The following is a 19,703-nucleotide window of genomic DNA, read 5'->3' on the forward strand; positions in this document are numbered from 1 at the left end:
CTGGGGAGGTATTTAGTAAAATGGTTAAAGGATTAACAGCTAAAGAAGTAGCAAAACGTGTTGTTGAAGGCAAAATGTTTATTCTAGATGTTCGTAATGAAAGTGATTTTCAAGACTGGAAAATCGAAGGTAAAGGTATTGAGTCGATCAACCGTCCGTATTTCGATCTAATTGATGGTGTAGAGGACGTATTAGAACAACTTCCAAAAGAAGAAGTGTTGGTTGTTTGTGCTAAAGAAGGTTCTTCTGTAATGGTAGCGGAGATGCTTGATGAAGCAGGAATTAAAGATGTTTATTACCTTGAAGGCGGTATGAAAGCTTGGAGCGAATACTTGATGCCTGTGAAGATCGGCGACTTAAAGGATGGCGGCTCTATCTATCAATTCAACCGTATCGGTAAAGGATGCCTTTCTTACCTTGTTGAATCAAACGGAGAAGCAGCAATCATCGATTCTGCTCGTACAATTGAAGCTTATGAAGATTTTGCTAAAGAAAACAATATTGAAATTAAGCACATGATTGATACTCACCTTCATGCTGACCACATTTCGGGCGGACGCCGTCTTGCGGAAAAAACTAACGCAACGTACTGGCTGCCTTCAAAAGATGCTGAAGAAGTAACGTTCTCTTATGAAGCATTAGAAGAAGGCAAAGACATTACAATCGGTAATACAAAGATTGAAATTCAGCCGCTTTATACTCCAGGTCATACGATCGGAAGTACTTCTATGATCGTAGACGGACAATATTTGCTTTCTGGAGATATTCTGTTTGTTGATTCAATCGGACGTCCAGACCTTGCTGGTAAAGCTGAGGACTGGGTAAGCGATCTGCGTGATTCTTTATACAACAAATACAACAATCTTTCAAAAGATCTATTAGTATTGCCAGCTCACTTTGGTAAAATCAGCGAACTTGATGAAAAAGGTGCTGTTCAAGCTCTACTAGGCGAGCTGTTTGAAATGAACGAAGGGTTAAAAATCGAAAGCGATGATGAATTCCGCAGAGCTGTAACGGAAAACTTACCGCCGCAGCCTAATGCATATCAAGAAATCCGTCAGACAAACATGGGGAAAATTGATCCAACATCTGACGAACAGCGCGAGATGGAAATTGGTCCAAACCGCTGTGCAATCACTGAGTAAATAAAACAAAACTTAAACTAAAATTACCAGGAGGTTTTTCAAATGAACGTAAAACAAACTTTAGACACAAAAGGGTTATCTTGCCCAATGCCAATCGTAAAAACAAAAAAAGCAATGGATGCTCTTGCCAGCGGAGACATCTTAGAAGTACTTGCAACTGATAAAGGTGCAGTAAATGACTTATCAGCATGGTCAAAATCATCTGGTCATGAACTGTTAGACCATAAAGAAGAAGACGGCATATTCAAGTTCTGGATTCAAAAAGGTTACTAAAACATGAGGGGGGTATGTTCACATGCCTCCTTATGACATGTAAATCTAGGGGTTAATTATGAGGAGGAGATTTAATAATGGAACAACAAACACAAGATAAATCAACTATGGTCGTATTCAGCGGTGACCTTGATAAAGCGATGGCAAGTTTTATTATCGCAACAGGTGCAGCTGCTATGGGGAAACAAGTCACGATGTTCTTTACATTCTGGGGATTAAACATCTTAAGAAAAGAAGAGTACGTAAATGTGAAGAAAACATTCATGGATAAAATGTTTGCAAAAATGATGCCAAGAGGACCAGAGAAGCTTGGTATTTCTAAAATGAACTATGGCGGTCTAGGCGGAAAGATGATGAAGTATACGATGAAAAAGAAAAACATCGTAACACTTAAAGAATTAATTGAAATGGCTCAAGACCTAGATGTTAAGATGGTTGCTTGTACAATGTCAATGGATGTTATGGGTATTACGAAAGATGAACTTATTGATGGTTTAGACTATGCAGGTGTAGCTTCATATCTTGCCGATGCAGATGAGTCTAAGATCAACTTATTTATCTAATTAAAAACAGTCATGGGGAGGTGAAGTCATGGAAATAGGATTCATTATAACGATTTTTCTTATTGGCTTTATAGGTTCTTTTATATCCGGAATGGTAGGAATCGGCGGATCGATCATCAAGTATCCAATGCTTCTATATATTCCAGCGATGCTAGGCTTCACAGCATACACAGCTCATGAGGTTTCAGGTATAAGTGCTGTTCAAGTATTCTTTGCTACAATAGGCGGAGTATGGGCTTATCGTAAAGGTGGTTATTTGAACAAGACGCTAATCATCTATATGGGTACTGCCATTCTTTTAGGAAGTTTTATCGGCGGATACGGGTCACAGGGTATGACAGAGGGCCAAATCAATATTGTGTACGCAGTATTGGCTACTTTAGCTGCTGTGATGATGCTTATTCCTAAGAAGGGCATCGATGACATTCCGTTAGATCAAGTTAAGTTTAATAAATGGCTTGCAGCGGCACTAGCATTTATTGTAGGTGTAGCAGCAGGTATCGTAGGTGCAGCTGGAGCGTTTATTCTTGTACCGATCATGCTGGTTGTTCTTAAGATACCAACACGAATGACGATTGCAACATCCCTTGCTATTACTTTTATTTCTTCTATCGGTGCGACCGTTGGTAAGATTACGACTGGGCAAGTATTATTATGGCCAGCTGTAATAATGGTAGTAGCAAGCTTGATCGCGTCTCCGCTTGGAGCTCAATTCGGTAAAAAAATAAATACAAAAATCCTTCAATTTATCTTAGCAGCACTTATTATTGCAACGTCAATAAAGATTTGGCTAGATATTTTAGGATAAAAAAAGAGAAAATCCGCCTTCATTTTAGGCGGATTTTTTTAACAGGTAATAATAAATCTGCTGTCTTTATCAATTCTTAATCTTTATTGTGTGTAATGGATACAGAGGTGAGACAATATGGAGATTATTCAAATTGGGAGCATGCCTGTATCTATACAGACGCTTTCTATCTTTCTAAGCTTGGGAACTGCTTTTATAGGTTTGCTGCTGATTTACCATTATTTGATTGCCGGAAATGTTGATATAGGATAATGTGAATAAATATTTATTTTAAAGTGATAACAAATTGACCACATGATCACACGATGACCACACACTTAAGTTTCTAAAGTAAATTCATTTAACCTTAAAGTATGAAGGAACTTGGATTTACGCACTTAAATCAATTAAATAAAGTGTAATAACTAGGGTTTCATAAATACCTAATACGACGCATTGTGAAGCGGTCGCGTGTTTGGAGTTGGTATAATAGAAAAGCAGTTGATATAGAAAAAATCTATACCATCTGCTTTTTTGTTTATAAAAATACCATTCAGGACCGATTTTCGTTAAAATAAACATTGCCGATTTTCACAATAGTTTTTCACAAATTATAAATGTCCAAATGTACTTGTGTTTGATAATAAGTTATTAAGCATGATATAAGTGTAAAAGAAGTGGAACATTTGGCTTTATATTTTTTGACCGAGAGTTTGAAGTTGTATCTATAGTGAGAGGATTGAGTTTGAAATGATAGATAATTTTTGGCGTGATTTGCCACGGCCATTTTTTGTACTTGCACCAATGGAAGATGTGACAGATGTTGTTTTTCGTCACGTAGTAAGTGAAGCCGGTCGACCGGATGTATTTTTCACAGAGTTTACAAACTCGGATAGCTATTGTCATCCGGAGGGCATGAAAAGTGTGCGTGGCCGTTTGATGTTTACAGAAGATGAACAGCCAATGGTGGCACATATTTGGGGGGATAATCCCGAATATTTCCGTCAAATGAGTATTGGTATGGCAGAGCTAGGATTTAAAGGCATCGATATTAATATGGGCTGCCCTGTACCGAATGTGGCATCGAGAGGGAAAGGTAGTGGCCTTATTCTGCGTCCAGACGTTGCGGCAGAACTTATTCAAGCAGCAAAAGCGGGCGGACTGCCTGTCAGCGTGAAAACACGGCTTGGCAATAATGATGTAAATGAGTGGGAGGAGTGGCTAACGCATATTTTAAAACAGGATATTGCGAACCTTTCTATTCATTTACGTACAAGAAAGGAAATGAGCCAAGTAGATGCGCATTGGGAGCTAATTCCGGAAATCAAAAAATTACGTGACCGTATTGCGCCAAATACGCTGCTAACAATCAATGGAGACATTCCTGACCGTCAAACCGGGCTGCAGCTTGCTGAACAATATGGTATTGATGGCGTTATGATCGGTCGAGGGATTTTTAAAAATCCTTTTGCTTTTGAAAAAGAGCCAAAAGAGCATAGCAGTAAAGAATACCTTGATCTTTTAAGACTGCAGCTTGATCTGCAAGATCAATATGCGGAAGCAGTGCCGCGTTCAATCACAGGTCTTCATCGCTTTTTCAAAATTTATGTCAAAGGATTCCCTGGTGCTGCTGAATTACGAAATCAATTGATGAACACGAAATCAACAGATGAAGTGCGTGCATTGCTTGATAACTTTGAAAAAGAATATTGATGGGACGGGGACAGTGAAATGATGTTATTCTCAAAAAGTTAGAGTGAATTTATGAATTACATCAACTCATGTGTACTTATTTTATTCAGCATCACATGTGTTGTCACATACACACCACACATGTGGAGTGTGTGGCACAGTTAGTTTTAAACGAATAAATAGGTTCCTAATAAGAAACCTGCTCCTGTTCAAATGCGGGGACGGCAAATCGGTAATGAATAACCGGGGTGCCGTCCTCTTTTACATTGATCTGATGTCTGTGACAACACCCTTAGCCTGAAGCACTTCCTATGAGCGGTACAAGAGTAATCTTTCTTGTAAACCTTCCAAGACTTCTTCTGGCATCTCCATGACCTTAACATCTGGACCTAGAAAAAGCAGCCAACTGGTTATTTCGATCAGTTCTTCGGTCTTGTTCACATTGATAAAAGTCTTTAGAATAGCTGTGGTTTGGTATGGATTTGTATAGGAAATTGAAATATTTAAAGGATGATATTTTTTGAACTGGGCGATCGCTTCTGGGCCTAGCTCAAGGACAAGGTTGTGTGCTTGTTCCTGTTTTCTTAATTTTTCTAAGATCTTTGTCTTGCTGACTCTTTTTCTTGCCGGGTAGGGTTTGACATCGGTGAGATGGTCGACAGGAATGATCTTCTTTTTTTCTTCTTTTAAGTCAAAGCCTTCAATCAACCATGCGCTTTTTTCACGATAAAGGTGCAGGAGATAAATTGGATATGACATTGTTTCCTTCTCTTCTTTAATGGTAATGAATAGATAGCTGTCTGTAAGAAGGGTTTGGATGAGTGTTTCTAACATGGGGTGTGGGAGGTCAGAAAGATCAAGCAGGTCGGGGTTATGGGGATTGGTCCCTTCAAAAAGCAGGATTTGATTTAGAAGAACAAGGTCATCCTGCTGGTTTTCGGAAATGAGGCCAAGTAATTTTTCAGCTAAAGACTGACGGCTCTTCAGGTAGGGAAGCTGCTGGTTTCTTGTGGCCATAAAGGCAATAAACAGTGCTTTGACCTCATTGTTGGTAAAACGAACATCCGGAAGGACGGAGTTGTGCATGACAAAATAACCCCCATCCCTTCCAACCTCTGCCACAAGCGGCATCCCCATGGCCTCAATTTCTCTAATATCTCTAATGGCTGTCGAACGGGAGATGTTAAACTCCCGCATAATTTCAGAAATGGTAAAGCTTGCGCGGTTATTGATATACCGCATGATGATATTAATCCGTTCAACTTTTTTCATGAGAGCTCCTAAACAGTATCATTATTTGACATGATTTAAGACTATGATATACCTAGAAAGAGAATAATACAAATCATTGAAAAAATGTAGAAAAGAGGTATTGTTAATGGCGATTTATACGCTGGAAGAAAAAGAAGGCTTTACCGTGATCGGTCTTGGAACTGAGCTTAAGAGCGATTACACAGACTATGCAGGCATAAACAAAGAAAAGTCCGATTTTTGGCAAGCTGTCAGCCAAGATGGAAGACTGGATGCTTTAAAATCCATGGCTTCCAATGACTTCGTTTTTGCTGTGAACGAAGCGGTAAATAACAAGATGATGCATTATGCTGGTGTCATGACAGAGGAACCGGCACCAGAAGAAGCGAGAGTAATCCAATTTCCTAAAGGGGAATACGTAGTGGTTAAAGGGGAAGGAAAGACAGCTGATGATTTGAATAACAAGCTTGCTGCTGTTGCCTTTGGTCAAGTCTTTCCAGAAGCAAAGGATGTTGCCTATGTTGGCGGACCAAATGCAAGTGTTGAGATTGAGCATCGAAACGGCATGATTTATGGTGAAATGTGGATTCCTGTAGTCAGAAAATAAGAAAAGGAGGAAATGCAATGTCCTGTATAGTTGATTATAAAAACGTGTCAGCAGCTGGTTTAGAATCTTCATCTGCAGCTGAAGCTCTTGCTGGTTTACGTGCAAATGAATCCCGTTACTTTATGAACAAATACAAACACGAATTTGCGGTTGTACCAGCGAGCGAAAGCCAGGAGACGCTCGATTATGTGAACCGGATTTTAAAGGAGGAACGTGATATCGAATTTGCGGCCAAACCATTGGAAACGTCCAGGTTTCAAGTGGCAAATATTAAATTTGCCTACGTCTTTTATGAGGATGGTCTCGCGGTCAACGTCATGTATACGGTTGATGATCAGAAGAAGCGGGCAGTGGGTTTTAAGCTTTCTGAGGGAATGGAGATACCAAAGGAGTTAGAAGGCAAGTTTAAGTTTGCCAGACAGAAGTCTAAACTCGCTGGAACCATCCGGGGCTCGTTTTTTGTCATCAAAGGAGAATATTAAGGTAGCGCAGTACAGTGAAACGGAAAACAATTTTATTGAACAGGAAGATAAATAAACTCACCAGCAAATCGCCAGTGTTGCTACAAACACTCAAGGAATGTGGAATGTGTGACAAAGCTCGTTTTAAATTATGAAGCAGAAACCATTAAAAGGTTCCTGCTTTTTTTCATTGAGATTAAATGTAGGATTCAAAGGTTGATTTCATGATAAAATAATATTGGGAAATTACGGAAAGAGAAAATTGTGAAAAAAAAGGCAACAATATTAAGCACTTGATTGCCCTTTAGACAACAGGTGTTTTTGTCTTTTTGACGATATGAACGACACTTATGTGTTACGAATCACAGGAGCCATAAATAAAAAACGCAAGACTTCTGTAAGAAAATGGGATAAATCATTGAACTTGGGTAAGAGATTGATTTTCTATAAAGAAGTATTATGAAAATTATCATAAATTATTGCGGGATATGGGAGGTACTCATGGGAAGATTAGTTCATTTTGAAATTCATGTGAGTGACATGGAACGGGCAAAGAAGTTTTATGGAGAGGTATTCGGATGGTCATTTCAAGATTGGAGTGAGTATGCAGGAATGCCTTACTTTGGAGCAGTGACTGGCAATGAGAATGAACCTGGAATCGATGGTGCACTGATGCAGAGGCATAGTAGTGCAGCGCCGGAAACAAACCAGCCTTTAAATGGATTTGCTTGTACGATGGGAGTGGAAAATTACGATGTAACAGAAGCTAAAATTATTGAGAATGGCGGCACGGTCGCATTACCCAAATTTGCACTGCCTGGAATGGCGTGGCAAGGATACTATATTGATACCGAAGGCAATACATTCGCAATTCATCAGCCCGATGCGAATGCAAAATAGAATTTAGGTGAATAAAAAACATGAAATCACAAGACACGGCAGGCATGCTTGAAAATTTGCGCAATATCTGTCTTGCACTGCCCGAAGCTGTTGAAATAATTGACGGTTTCGGCCACAATACGTTTAAAATTAATGGAAAATCATTCGTGATATCAGGTGAAAGCGAAAAAGGATTCAGCATGTCGTTCAAGTCAGATCTGGAAACTCAAGAGTTATTGCTGCAGAAGGAGCATTTTTTCAAAACCCCATATATAGGACATCACGGCTGGGTATCTATTCTAAATCCGGTTGGGGAAGACTGGGATGAATTGACCGATCTAATTCAAGAAGCCTATTTACGTGCGGCACCGAAACGTTTGGTTAAGAAATGGATTGAGCTGCATAAAAAATGAAGAAAGGCAGAATATCTGCCTTTCTTTTATCAGCTTTTAAAGATACTAGTAGACAAAAGTAACGACCATTAGTTAAATTGATTTCACCTGCCCGTATACGATCATGAAAGCCCTGAAAACTGTTTTTTTTATATTCATATCAGTTTGGGGTCCATTAAAGTGAAGATCCCCTGCCAGTCCTTTAAGTCAAGCTCAGAATGAAACTCTCCGGCGGAACATTTTGCAAAAAGGGACTTGGTTCGCCTGCACTGTATAGCTGCAAGTGATGCAAAGCCCGGGTGCAGGCGGTGTAGAACAATCTGCGCAGGCTCTCATCGCCGTATACTTGCGCAGATGCGTCATAAATGATGACAGCGTCGAATTCTATGCCTTTGGCTAAATACGCCGGTATGACAACAACGCCTTGCTCATACTCAATCGAGCTGCTCTTCACCAGCTTGATTTCTTCGACGCTGCCCAATGCCTCGTATGCATAGGTGCTTTCCGCAGCGGATTTGCATATAATCGCGATCGTATTATACCCACGCTGCCGAAAGTCTGCGACTGTAGACGCGATGCGGCGGTGCAGTTCGGCACGATCGGACAATTGCGTCAGCACAGGCTTCTCGCCGTCACGTTCAAAAGCGGTAATCCGTTCTCCGTCAGGCACGAGTCCGCGTGTAAATTCGGTAATCGGTTTTGTGGACCTGTAGCTGCGGCTCAAGATTATCGCATCTGTTTCATCCGGTCCGTATAAGCCGGTGAGGGTGTGAAAATCGGCCATTTCGCTGGCATGGACGAATATAGCCTGGTTGAAATCTCCGAGCACGGTCATCTTTGCCGAAGGAAATAAACGTTTCAAAAACTCAAATTGAAACGGAGAATAATCTTGTGCTTCGTCTATAAGCACGTGCTTGATTGAGGTGTTTGTCTGAAACCCTTGAATCTGCTCTTTCAAAAGTAAAAACGGAGTAGCATCTTCGTAAAACAGCTTGCCTTCGTCCATCATATTCATTGTCAACAGACAAATATCCTCCCACTCCTCAGGTGTTTTCCCGGCCATCCACAATTTGATCCGCGCTGGATTGGAAAAAAGCTGCTTGTAGATTTCCGTAAAGTTGACGAAACGAAGCGTTCGAACCCATTTCCGGAGTGGCTTCAATTTCTTGCGGACGATCATTCTCCCTAGCACTTGGATTTCTTTCTCGTAATCGTCAAGCATGTCTTCCTTATAGCCATGTTTTTTCTGTAAGTAGGTATAAGCCTTTTGATACTCATCTTTGCTGAGCAATTCGATTTCTTCCTGTACCCACGACTTGGTCAGCTCGGATTTTTCCATTTCATCTATTCGCTCGTTTAGCCATTCTGTCAACTTCTCAATCCTGTTGTGAAAGCGGAGAGAGGTGTCGCTGCTATAAAACCTTTCCGCGATTTGTTTGGCGGAGACTAGTGGTTTTCCTCTGAATTTAATTCCTTTGAAGATCATACCGGATAATTCCAGAGACTGACTGTATGTTTTGATTGTCTCAAAAAAAAGGGCCGATGCCTTGAAGCGGATGCTCTCGGTCCTAGTACGGTGGGAAGGATCTTCCGTTGCAGTCAGCACATATTCCAATTGCTCATAAGGATCCTCGACTTGAAATGCGTTGCTCAGCCGATGGTACAAGTATTCTTGGAAGGTAACCTGCTGCATATTCTCTTCTCCGAGTTCAGGCAAGACATTGGATACGTAGCTGTTAAACATCGAGTTAGGCGAAAATAGAATGATTTGATCGGCCTTCAGCCTATCTCGATACTTGTAGAGCAAGTAAGCGATCCGCTGCATGGCAGCCGATGTCTTTCCGCTGCCGGCGGCGCCTTGCACTATGAGCAGCCGGCCGCTGACATGCCGAATGATCCGGTTTTGCTCCTGTTGAATGGTGGCCACTATGCTGTGCATATGTTTATCTGTTCCTTTGCCCAGAACCTGCTGTAAAATCTCGTCTCCAATGGTGAGACTGGTATCGAACATTGATTCAACTACGCCCGCGCGGATGATATATTGCCACTTTTTCTCCAGCTTGCCTTGAATGACGCCTCCGGGTGTAGTGTATTCAGCCGGACCGGGCGGATAATCGTAGTAGACACTCGAGACCGGCGCCCGCCAGTCATAAATCAGGAAGTTCTCTCCGCTTGTATCCGTTAGCGTTGAAATGCCGATATAGATTTTTTCTGCTGTCTGAGTTCCTTCTTCAGTGAAATCGATACGTCCAAAATAAGGCGCTTTATGCATACGCTGCAGGACAGATTGCCGGTTGGAGGCATGCCTGTGGGTGCTTTGGCTTACGGTCAGGGCTTGAGCCTGCTGTCTTAAGCCGATGATCGTCTCGAGATAATCGTCAAAAGTATCTGTGTTAACCTTGACTTCATCCCAAAAGTGTTTTTGAATATGGACTACTTCTTTTCGACGCCGGCCAGTTTCGTCTTCCAGCTTGCCGATTTGCTCCGTGATCGTCTCGACCACGTTATCCAATCGTTCTTGCTCCTGCCGAAGTTCATTATTCATACAAGCACTCCTTCAAAAAATGAAAATAGGGATTGACTGAAGACAATTTTTAGTGTAAGATTAAAATAAGGATAATTATATATTATAATCTACAAAAAAGTGTTTCTATCATAATTTAACACAGTTTCTCGTTTTTATCAATGTATACTTGAATATGAAACCGCGGCTTTTTATTAGCTGCTAAATAAATAGTTAAACAAGGCGAGCATAGGATTAACTACGCTCGCCTTGTTTATTACACCAATGGTCTCTTTGATTAAGCCGTAAAATTGCCGTCATAACTTAACATAATCGCCGATTTAACGCCTTCCATACTTGAAATATTATTAATAAAGCTCATGTCATTCTCTTTGACGCGGATTTCGTAGGTCACTTCAAAATCATTACCGGGCATAACCGATTTTGATTTAAGGGAATGTTTTTTTTTGCATGTCCGGAAATAACATGTTCAAGAGAGTTTTCAATGGATGTTTCATTGTAGCGGACGACTAATAAATAAGGATTTTCAACGGTAATGCGATTAATAAATATGATCAAGACTAACCCGATTAAAATAGAACCGATAATGGCGAGCGGAATGAAGCCTGCACCGCATAAAATACCGGCAACAATCGCCCAGAAAATATAAACAATATCCATAGGGTCTTTGATGGGTGTTCTAAAACGAACGATTGATAATGCGCCGACCATGACTCATATCTATAAAAGAAAAAGGCCATTCATTTTGAACGGCCCTTTTCTTTGTGTCTAAGTATCGTTTAAAATGGGCCCACCCCTGGTTGTTTGGCCAGGGAATAAAAAATCCAAAGATCATAAGGGTGAACATTTTGAAAACTTTTGTGAACAATGTTTAATTAATCAGCGTTTAAAATTCATATTTATTGCTCTTGATCCTAGAACAAAAAATGTTATATTTTCTTCCATTTTATATTTTTTGTGTTAGATAATGTTCCTTTTTTTAACCGGAATTCCATTTGAGGTGATACTATATAATAAATTCATGTAATGGTGAGTCAATTTGACAATCAAGAAGGAACAAAATTCCTTGTCAACAGCTGCCCGTGAAACAATTGTAATCTTAGTAAGAAAACGACCGAATTTGAAGACAATGTATTAGTAAGGATACATCAAAACGTCAAATACAAAAAGTATAGTAAGCATGTTCATGTCAGGCGCACAAGCTGTACGATGACTTTTCATGCTTCTGGAAAAGACAGCAAAGATGCTGTTAGGCCATTAAATACGATTTATTACAAAGTGATAATGGAATAATCGTGCAGGACTGTGTCTGCGAAGATAAAGGGGGTTATCAATGAATGAGGGAGACATGGAGGATTACCTCGCAAAAAGCGATTTTTGAGTTCAGTAAACTTCCGGCTTTTCGTATCGCTATCCCATCAATATTACAATTTATCTTAAATGCATCATTAATCATACTTGCGACGGTTTTATGTATTTTAATGGCTAAAGAAATCATTCATTTTTTAGAATTCATTGTCACATCTGATAAACCCAATTTTCAACATTTCCTCGAACAGATCCTTGTCTTTTTTCTCTATTTTGAATTTATCTCAATGATCTTAAAATATTTCCGCGAAAACTACCATTTTCCGATGCGATACTTTCTCTACATTGGCATTACAGCAATGATCCGTTTAATTATTGTTGATCATGATGACCCATTCAATACATTATTACATGCTTTCGTTATCCTCATTTTAATTTTAAGCTACTATATTATTAACAATACACCTGCCAGGAAATCCTCCAATGCTAAATAATAGGTTAGAATTCGATGATGCCAGGCTTGCTGTCAATACGATTACGTTGTTTACATGTCTTCAATGTAAAATTTTTAAAGACTTTTTACTCCTAAGGATAGATAATCGTGTATTTACAACGTTAAGGGTATTAGAGCATTAAAAATCCCAATTTCTCATTGTTATAAATGAGAAATTGGGATTAAATTATTCAACATTTTTTAAGAACTTTTTTAGCATTATTGTATTATTTTTCTTTTCCAATTTTCAGAAAGAAACGAAGCTATGTCGCAGTAGGAGGAGGGTTTACAGCCGTGAACTTTAGTAAGTTATAAACATTACCTATTAAAATCTAAAAGTCCGATATAAAAACACCCCTCCGGCTACTCATAACCAGAGGGGTAAAACATCGTACCTTTTTATTAACATCGCAACTTTGATTCAAATCTGCACTGAAAGATCAATCATTCTTATTGTGGTTATGTGCCAGTCTGAAATGAGTTACCTCTTTGTCAGTTCACAGCACCTTGCTTCATTTTCAAACTCTGTTCTTCAGGCACAGCCCGTTTGATAAATAATGAAACGATCCATGCGATGGCAACTAGTCCGAATGCAAACAGGAACGCGCTTTTCATTCCAGAAATCATCCCTAGAATTTGTAAGGTAGCCGCGTCTTCCTTAATCAGTGTATTTTCCATAAAACGAGCAGAACCATTGGTCATGATAGAGACAAGCAATGCTGTCCCGACAGCGCCGGCAACCTGCTGAAGCGTACTGATAATAGCCGTACCGTGCGGATATAACGGAGGCGGCAGTTGATTCAAAGCGTTGGTCATGATCGGCATCATAACCATTGAAATCCCCAGCATTAACAGCGTATTGAAAATCATAATCGTGCTGTAGGAGGTTGACACTGTGATAAAGGCAAATTGCCACAGTGTATTCGCGATCAGCCCCAACCCGATAAGTGCAAGCCACTTGGCACCAAATTTATCAAATAACCGGCCTGTAATGGGTGACATGATCCCCATGACAATCCCACCCGGAAGCATGACCAAACCTGCCTTCAACGGACTGTAACCTAACGCATTCTGGAGAAAAATCGGCAGCAGCATCATCGCTGAAAACATCGCCATCATGATAATCATCATAATCAGCGTTGACATCCTGAAAATGTTGTATTTAAAAGTTCGTAAATTCAGCAGCGGCTGTGAAATCGTCAATTGCCTCCAAGTAAACAAGGCTAAAGAAACAACGCCGATTGCAAGTGGGATGAGAACTTCATAGCTCGACCAACCACCCTGTCCTTCTCCGGAACTGCTGAATCCGTACACAATCCCCCCGAATCCTAAGGTTGAAAGGAGAAGCGAAAGCGGATCAATCTTCGGATTACTTGTCTCCGTCACGTTTTTAAGCTTCATAAATGCAAAGATAATAACAATCAGTGCGATCGGCAGAACGCCGTAAAAGAGAACCCGCCAGCTGAAATGCTCTACAATGATCCCTGATAGAGTAGGCCCAATCGCGGGAGCAAACGTAATGACAATTCCAATGGTCCCCATTGCCGAACCCCTTTTTTCAATAGGAACGATTGAGAATACCACATTGGTCAGTAAAGGAAAGAGCAGCCCTGTACCCGCTGCCTGAAGCAGCCTTCCGATTAAAAGCATTTCTATCCCTGGTGCGATAGCCGCTACAAATGTCCCCGCCGTAAACAATCCCATAGCTCCAAGGAACAAGCTTCTTGTCGTGAAACGCTGAATTAAATAAGCGGTGACCGGTATAAGTACACCTATAACAAGGAGATAACCAGTAGTCAGCCATTGCGCGGTACTCGGCTCAATTCCGAAGTCATCCATAATTTTTGTTAAGGCTACGTTAAGCAGCGTTTCATTTAAAATGGCTACAAACACACCCAGAATCATAATCATGACCAGCAAAAAATTTTCTCTGCTCCCGAATGTTCCTCCGTTTTGAGCCGATTCGTTTTGATTTTTCAAATTCTTTCTCCTTTCATTTGCAAAATGCCTAATTAAAATATTGTTGCATCAACGTCAGAAAAGTAACAATGATAGGATCGTAAGTTCAGAACATTTGAAGTTGCTGTGCATTACTTTCTCGTTTCATTTCTTGTTGTGTTCAGGCGTGATGAAATCATCTGCTACAGAAAAATACTCAGTCGCTATCCTGCACCTGCTTTCTGTCCATATTCTTTTATTCTTGCCAAATACAGAACAAATATTCGCATTAATACTACCACATAAATGGAACTTTTGCCAAACGATGAAACCTAAAAACACGTGAGCCTACACCAAGGATATGCTTCCTGTTGTTGGGGATTTAGAATAGAAGAATTATTTTAATGAGCTGTAATATATATTGGGGGAAAACTTTTTGGCTTCAGCATTCAATACTGCTGCATGGGAGTATATCACACTAGCAGACACCTTTGATGATTTCTTACTGCAATTGTTTCGTGTACCTTTATTTGACCCTAACAAATTATAATGACAGGTTATGAATGAAAAAATGATTCAACTAATTCAGTTTATAAAAGCTCACTCTTATTCCATTAGGCTTTTTGAAGTAAGAATAGAGCTCTATCATTTATGTATATGGCTATTTAATTGAATAAGACTTCCAAACAAAGCGTAACAGCACCACAATAACCTAATGTCCTTTGTGTTTGTATAACATATATTAGTGAGAAAAATAGACGGGTTGCCCCGCCTATCTTTTCAAACGACTGATTTATTTTGTTTTTTTTCAACAGATATTAATTCCTCTTTTTCTTTCTTTTCCTCTGACAATAATCCTTTTGTAGCACTCTTGAATTCTGTTAAGGTGCGTCCAAAAGCTCGTCCAATTTCCGGAAGCTTTGAAGGGCCAAAAATAATCAAAGCGATAACTAGAACCAGAATTAACCCTGGAATTCCAATGTTTGATAACATATACACACTCCTAATAAATGAATGATTTTATAAGGTGAAGTGAATTAATTCATCACTTTGTCGTGTTTTTTGTCCGTTTGTTTTTCATGTGCACGGCTATGGGCACGGTTGCGGTCTTCCTCCACTTCATTGGAAACTTTAACTCCTTGTGGAACTTGATTTGCCTCTACTTTATTCAAGCCCAGGCCATCTTTTTTATAAACAAATGAAGCTCTTGTTGAAATGGCGGCACCCGGTTCTGTCACAAATGGAATTACTCTGTAATCAGCTTGCCATCTATCCGGTGTGACTGTACAGCGGACATATCCGCGATAATTATTAAAGAATTTAATATGGGGGTTTTCCCCTAAAATATGATCTGTATCTGCTCTTTCATCGGACCCGTTCCCACCTGAGGTGATGGAGGTGCCTACAAATTCTGCACCAATTTTCTTGGCGTTTGGATTATTGAAATCTTCCAATAGGTTGGATGCCCAGCTTGCATGAACATCACCCGTAATTACTATTAGATTGTTCATATTCTTGCTGCTGACGTAATCTATGATGCGCTGGCGTGCAGCCGGATAGCCGTCCCAGGAATCCATACTGTATATTGGTGCAGAACTAGTCCCGAAATTCCATTTGGCAAAGAAAATCTGTTGTGCAAGCACATTCCAGTGAGACTTCGAATTGCCAAGATTTCGCAGCAGCCAATCTTCCTGGTCTTTTCCAAGGAGCGTGCGAGCAGGATTCATAGATTCTGGCGATGGTGCTTTGTTTCCGTCATCATTTGCCTGATCATCACGATATTGACGTGTATCCAGTACATTAAAAGATGCTAAATTACCGAACGTAAAATCACGATAGAGCTGCATATCGGCACCGTTTGGCAACGATGATATACGAAGAGGCATGTGCTCGTAATAGGCTTGATATGCAGCTGCGCGGCGTTTAATAAATGCTTCAACAGATTGGCCCTTCTCAGGAATAATATTTGCGTAGTTATTTTCGACTTCATGGTCATCCCATGTAACAACCCAAGGAAAAGCAGCATGAGCAGCTTTAAGATTCGCATCTGAACGGTACTGGGCATGACGATTTCGGTAATCTTCAAGCGTGATAATCTCCGGACCGCTGTGAGTACGAACATTTCCTGTTCCTGATACATATTCATTTGGACCGTACTCATAAATATAATCTCCTAAATGGAATACAAGGTCTAAATCTTCTTTAGCCATATGTTCATATGCTGTATAGTAGCCATGCTCATATTGCTGGCAGGAAGCAAAAGCAAATGTCATGCGGGCAACATCGGCACCAGCTGCTGGAAGTGTCTTCGTTTTTCCAACAGGGCTTAGTTCATGACCAGATATAAAACGGTAATAGTAAATTTTGTCCGGTTTAAGTCCATCCACTTCTACATGAACAGAATGAGCTAATTCTGGTCTAGCAATGACTCTTCCTTGTTTTACAATTTTATGAAAATCCTCATCTTTTGCCATTTCCCATTTGACTGGAACAGACTGATTTGGCATCCCACCCCCATTAAGCGGATCAGGAGCTAATCGTGTCCATAAAACAACACTATCGGAAAGAGGGTCACCAGAAGCAACACCGAGTGTAAAGGGATAGCTTTGAAACTTTGGTGCGGCACTAACTTTTGATTCTCCTAAACCCATTGAACCGGCGATGGTTAATCCTAAAGATAGACCAGCAATTTTACCTGCTCCCTGTAGAAAATTGCGACGATTAAACTCTTTCTTCTCTAAACTATCCAAATTCAACTTCTTAATCAATTCATCAATTTGTCTTTCCGACATCCTTATTTTCCCCTCTCTTAAAAAAACTATAAATTCGACATTTATTATAGATAGCTTTTATTAATGATTTATAAAGAATTGTTAAGAGGCCAATATGTATCTTTCAAAAAATAAGCTAAATGTAATGAGACTTTTATATTGGAAAAATTCAATATCTCCAAAATTACAATGAAAAAATGTTTTTGTTTTATAAATAGTGACAAATTCTTCATTGTTCACGGTCTTTCGCTCCTGTATTTCTTTACTTTATTTTTAAAGAAATATAACAAAAAATAGTAAAATATTTCGGATTAAGCTCTTTGATATGATTTTGATTTTCTATATCTAGATTCACCCTATAGATCAGCTAAAATATACAACCTTAACGTCAAGTTCCGGGTCATCAACTAATTTTACTTTATTAATTTATATAGTTTTTCAGGAGGAGAATGATGGCTGCTGTATCAAAGAATTGATAAAGCAATCTAAATCATTATGTAATCGGAACATTAACGATAATCCTATTAACTAGAATTCTGCGATATAACAACGATTCATAAAGGGGTTTTTTTGGGGAATTTCAACGTGTTTTGTATTTTTCCGTATGATTTTGTAGTTCATATTATAAATTAAAGCTAAATCTAATTCGGAGAAAGTAGGTGAAAAGAAAAGGGGTCATACTACATCTTTACTATCCTGCTACTTTAATTTTAGGATTCTATGAGGGAAGGTATTTTCGGCTTTAAAATGCAAAATTCTCAATCAATCTATGGAAAAGGCTAAAGAATGCTTAATTGGAGGAATTTTTCTCGTGTGGATAATCACTGCCCATTTAAAGAACAATATCAAAATGTATGAATTTGACAATAAAAAAGAAGCCAAAGAAGCTTTTGAAAGAATTCAAGGTTATAAAATACTTACTGAAGTAATTTACTTTAATGATTATTGTTTAGTTAACTCATAAAAATCTGGAAGCATCTACAGTCGATTTAACAGATCTTCCTTTTCAAATTTTAGTGTTAATTTAGATGGCGAGCCTTGTAACAGAAACAATCTAAAGATGTCCAGACCATAATGTGTCTGAACATCTTTTTGTCGTTACATGGCATTTTCTTTATTTAAGGATGAAATAGCTTGAGAGTGCTCCCAACATTCAATGTTTTCATGATTCTTAATAGTATCTTTATAAAATACAGGATTTTTACCATCCTTTTTCTGGTTTATGTAATCATTTAATGCAGCAAAGGCCACTTTTGATAATAAAAGAATGGCAATTAAGTTTACGATAACCATGAAGCCCATAAATAAATCAGCCAAATCCCATACAAGCTGAACCTTTGCAACTGAACCGAATACAACCATGGCTAAAACACTTATTTTATAAAGCATTAACAATGATTTACTTTTGGTTAAAAATTCGATATTAGTTTCTCCGTAGTAATAATTACCAATTAACGTACTAAAAGCAAATAATAAAATCATAAAGGCGAGGAAGCCTGATGCCCAAGAACCAATGTGCGTGCTTAGAGCAGCTTGTGTAAGCTCAATACCACTTAGTCCTGGTTGTTTATAAGAAGAGGATAATAAAATAATAAATGCTGTACTCGTACAAATTACCAAAGTATCTGTTAATACACCAAAGGCCTGAATAAGTCCTTGCTTTACCGGGTGACTTGTTACTGCAGTTGCCGCAGCATTTGGTGCACTGCCCATACCTGCTTCATTTGAGAATAATCCACGTTTAACGCCATTGATTATTACAGCACCAAGTGAGCCGCCTACAGCTTGTTCAATACCAAAGGCATTTTTAACGATAAGAGAAAGTACTACTGGAATTTGCGTAATGTTAGTAAGAACGATGAATAAAGCTACCCCAATGTATACCACTGCTAGAATAATAACAATGTACTCGGACATTTTTGCAATACGCTTAACACCGCCAAAAATAATGGCAGCCAAAACAATTGTTATGATTATTCCTAATGTTAAGCGGTCTGTGCCAAAGGAGTTTTCAAATGCAATTGTAATCGTGTTTGATTGCACAGCATTAAATACAAGACCGAAAGACAGGGTAATTAATATGGCAAATATAGCACCCATCCAACGTTTATTTAAGCCTTTTTCCATATAATACGCGGGACCGCCGCGGAAACCATCTTTATCTTTCACTTTATAAACCTGTGCTAACGTACTTTCAATAAAGCTAGACGCTGAACCAATTATCGCAATAATCCACATCCAGAATATCGCCCCTGGTCCACCTAATGCAATTGCAATCGCAATACCCGTAATATTACCTGTCCCAACACGAGCTGCCATACTAATACAAAACGCTTGAAACGGTGAAATACCGTCTTTAGAACCCGATGTACCTTCTTTTAAAACACGAACCATTTCTTTTAACATGACAATTTGTAAAAATCTCGATTTAAATGTGAAATAAAGACCAAAAGAAACAAGCATAATAATTAATAAGTTTGACCAAAGAAAATCGTTTGTTACGCTAATAATTTCTTGAAGTAATTGTTGCATGTTTATCACCCCTGTAAAAGTTTAATAGCTTGATAGCAAAATCTAAAGATATAGCGACTTATTGTCTTCCTTTATTATTTTCACCAA

The 19,703-nt window shown here is 39.2% G+C and carries 18 protein-coding genes; 11 read left to right on the forward strand and 7 right to left on the reverse strand.

Annotation, left to right across the window (positions count from 1 at the left end):
• Nucleotides 1-20: 20 nt before the first annotated feature.
• The 6 genes from QLQ22_RS02045 to QLQ22_RS02070 all read left to right on the forward strand — a co-directional run bounded on the left by QLQ22_RS02045 (nucleotide 21) and on the right by QLQ22_RS02070 (nucleotide 4,481).
• The gene (locus QLQ22_RS02045) at nucleotides 21-1,145 is read left to right on the forward strand and encodes an MBL fold metallo-hydrolase (protein WP_223439128.1); all 1,125 of its coding nucleotides are present in this window, start codon (nucleotides 21-23) and stop codon (nucleotides 1,143-1,145) included.
• A gap of 42 nt (nucleotides 1,146-1,187) precedes the next feature.
• Nucleotides 1,188-1,418: a sulfurtransferase TusA family protein gene (locus QLQ22_RS02050; RefSeq protein WP_284015908.1), complete on the forward strand. Its 231-nt coding sequence runs from the start codon at nucleotides 1,188-1,190 to the stop codon at nucleotides 1,416-1,418.
• A gap of 77 nt (nucleotides 1,419-1,495) precedes the next feature.
• Nucleotides 1,496-1,981, forward strand: a complete 486-nt coding sequence (locus QLQ22_RS02055) for a DsrE/DsrF/DrsH-like family protein (RefSeq protein ID WP_077363618.1) — start codon at nucleotides 1,496-1,498, stop codon at nucleotides 1,979-1,981.
• A gap of 28 nt (nucleotides 1,982-2,009) precedes the next feature.
• Nucleotides 2,010-2,789, forward strand: coding sequence for a sulfite exporter TauE/SafE family protein (locus QLQ22_RS02060; protein ID WP_223439133.1), 780 nt, complete (start codon nucleotides 2,010-2,012; stop codon nucleotides 2,787-2,789).
• Nucleotides 2,790-2,906: 117 nt separating this feature from the next.
• Entirely contained in the window at nucleotides 2,907-3,041 is a 135-nt protein-coding gene (locus tag QLQ22_RS02065) for a hypothetical protein (protein WP_275976730.1), read from the forward strand.
• A gap of 477 nt (nucleotides 3,042-3,518) precedes the next feature.
• Nucleotides 3,519-4,481, forward strand: coding sequence for a tRNA dihydrouridine synthase (locus QLQ22_RS02070; protein ID WP_223439135.1), 963 nt, complete (start codon nucleotides 3,519-3,521; stop codon nucleotides 4,479-4,481).
• A gap of 288 nt (nucleotides 4,482-4,769) precedes the next feature.
• Here QLQ22_RS02070 and QLQ22_RS02075 read toward each other — a convergent pair whose 3' ends face one another.
• Complete coding sequence (locus QLQ22_RS02075) at nucleotides 4,770-5,732, reverse strand: helix-turn-helix transcriptional regulator (RefSeq protein ID WP_223439137.1); 963 nt, start codon at nucleotides 5,730-5,732, stop codon at nucleotides 4,770-4,772.
• A 106-nt stretch (nucleotides 5,733-5,838) separates the two neighbouring features.
• On the opposite strand from QLQ22_RS02075, the gene QLQ22_RS02080 reads away from it, so the two are divergent.
• The 4 genes from QLQ22_RS02080 to QLQ22_RS02095 all read left to right on the forward strand — a co-directional run bounded on the left by QLQ22_RS02080 (nucleotide 5,839) and on the right by QLQ22_RS02095 (nucleotide 8,071).
• On the forward strand, nucleotides 5,839-6,318 hold the full coding sequence (locus tag QLQ22_RS02080) for a GyrI-like domain-containing protein (protein ID WP_223439145.1): 480 nt from the start codon (nucleotides 5,839-5,841) through the stop codon (nucleotides 6,316-6,318).
• A 17-nt stretch (nucleotides 6,319-6,335) separates the two neighbouring features.
• Nucleotides 6,336-6,800 (forward strand): DUF8821 family protein, encoded by a 465-nt coding sequence (locus QLQ22_RS02085; RefSeq protein WP_252207944.1) that lies wholly within the window; start codon nucleotides 6,336-6,338, stop codon nucleotides 6,798-6,800.
• Between the two features lie 480 nt (nucleotides 6,801-7,280).
• The gene (locus QLQ22_RS02090) at nucleotides 7,281-7,679 is read left to right on the forward strand and encodes a VOC family protein (protein ID WP_284015909.1); all 399 of its coding nucleotides are present in this window, start codon (nucleotides 7,281-7,283) and stop codon (nucleotides 7,677-7,679) included.
• Between the two features lie 20 nt (nucleotides 7,680-7,699).
• Entirely contained in the window at nucleotides 7,700-8,071 is a 372-nt protein-coding gene (locus tag QLQ22_RS02095) for an MmcQ/YjbR family DNA-binding protein (RefSeq protein ID WP_284015910.1), read from the forward strand.
• Nucleotides 8,072-8,252: 181 nt separating this feature from the next.
• Here the strand turns inward: QLQ22_RS02095 and helD are convergent, their stop codons facing one another.
• Nucleotides 8,253-10,595, reverse strand: a complete 2,343-nt coding sequence (helD, locus tag QLQ22_RS02100; protein WP_284015912.1) for an RNA polymerase recycling motor HelD — start codon at nucleotides 10,593-10,595, stop codon at nucleotides 8,253-8,255.
• Nucleotides 10,596-10,964: 369 nt separating this feature from the next.
• Complete coding sequence (locus QLQ22_RS02105) at nucleotides 10,965-11,285, reverse strand: DUF4956 domain-containing protein (RefSeq protein ID WP_349654968.1); 321 nt, start codon at nucleotides 11,283-11,285, stop codon at nucleotides 10,965-10,967.
• Between the two features lie 626 nt (nucleotides 11,286-11,911).
• On the opposite strand from QLQ22_RS02105, the gene psiE reads away from it, so the two are divergent.
• Nucleotides 11,912-12,376, forward strand: a complete 465-nt coding sequence (gene psiE, locus QLQ22_RS02110; RefSeq protein WP_223439169.1) for a phosphate-starvation-inducible protein PsiE — start codon at nucleotides 11,912-11,914, stop codon at nucleotides 12,374-12,376.
• Between the two features lie 491 nt (nucleotides 12,377-12,867).
• Here psiE and QLQ22_RS02115 read toward each other — a convergent pair whose 3' ends face one another.
• The 4 genes from QLQ22_RS02115 to QLQ22_RS02130 all read right to left on the reverse strand — a co-directional run bounded on the left by QLQ22_RS02115 (nucleotide 12,868) and on the right by QLQ22_RS02130 (nucleotide 19,616).
• Nucleotides 12,868-14,286: a DHA2 family efflux MFS transporter permease subunit gene (locus tag QLQ22_RS02115; protein WP_420828852.1), complete on the reverse strand. Its 1,419-nt coding sequence runs from the start codon at nucleotides 14,284-14,286 to the stop codon at nucleotides 12,868-12,870.
• A gap of 807 nt (nucleotides 14,287-15,093) precedes the next feature.
• Complete coding sequence (locus tag QLQ22_RS02120; protein WP_223439175.1) at nucleotides 15,094-15,306, reverse strand: twin-arginine translocase TatA/TatE family subunit; 213 nt, start codon at nucleotides 15,304-15,306, stop codon at nucleotides 15,094-15,096.
• Between the two features lie 44 nt (nucleotides 15,307-15,350).
• Nucleotides 15,351-17,105 carry an alkaline phosphatase D family protein gene (locus QLQ22_RS02125; RefSeq protein ID WP_284015913.1) on the reverse strand — a complete coding sequence of 585 codons (1,755 nt, stop codon included), beginning with the start codon at nucleotides 17,103-17,105 and terminating at the stop codon, nucleotides 15,351-15,353.
• Nucleotides 17,106-18,182: 1,077 nt separating this feature from the next.
• Entirely contained in the window at nucleotides 18,183-19,616 is a 1,434-nt protein-coding gene (locus tag QLQ22_RS02130; RefSeq protein ID WP_284015914.1) for an alanine/glycine:cation symporter family protein, read from the reverse strand.
• Nucleotides 19,617-19,703: the final 87 nt, after the last annotated feature.

The organism is Metabacillus hrfriensis (assembly GCF_030127205.1).
Taxonomy (GTDB): Bacteria; Bacillota; Bacilli; order Bacillales; family Bacillaceae; genus Bacillus_P; species Bacillus_P dongyingensis.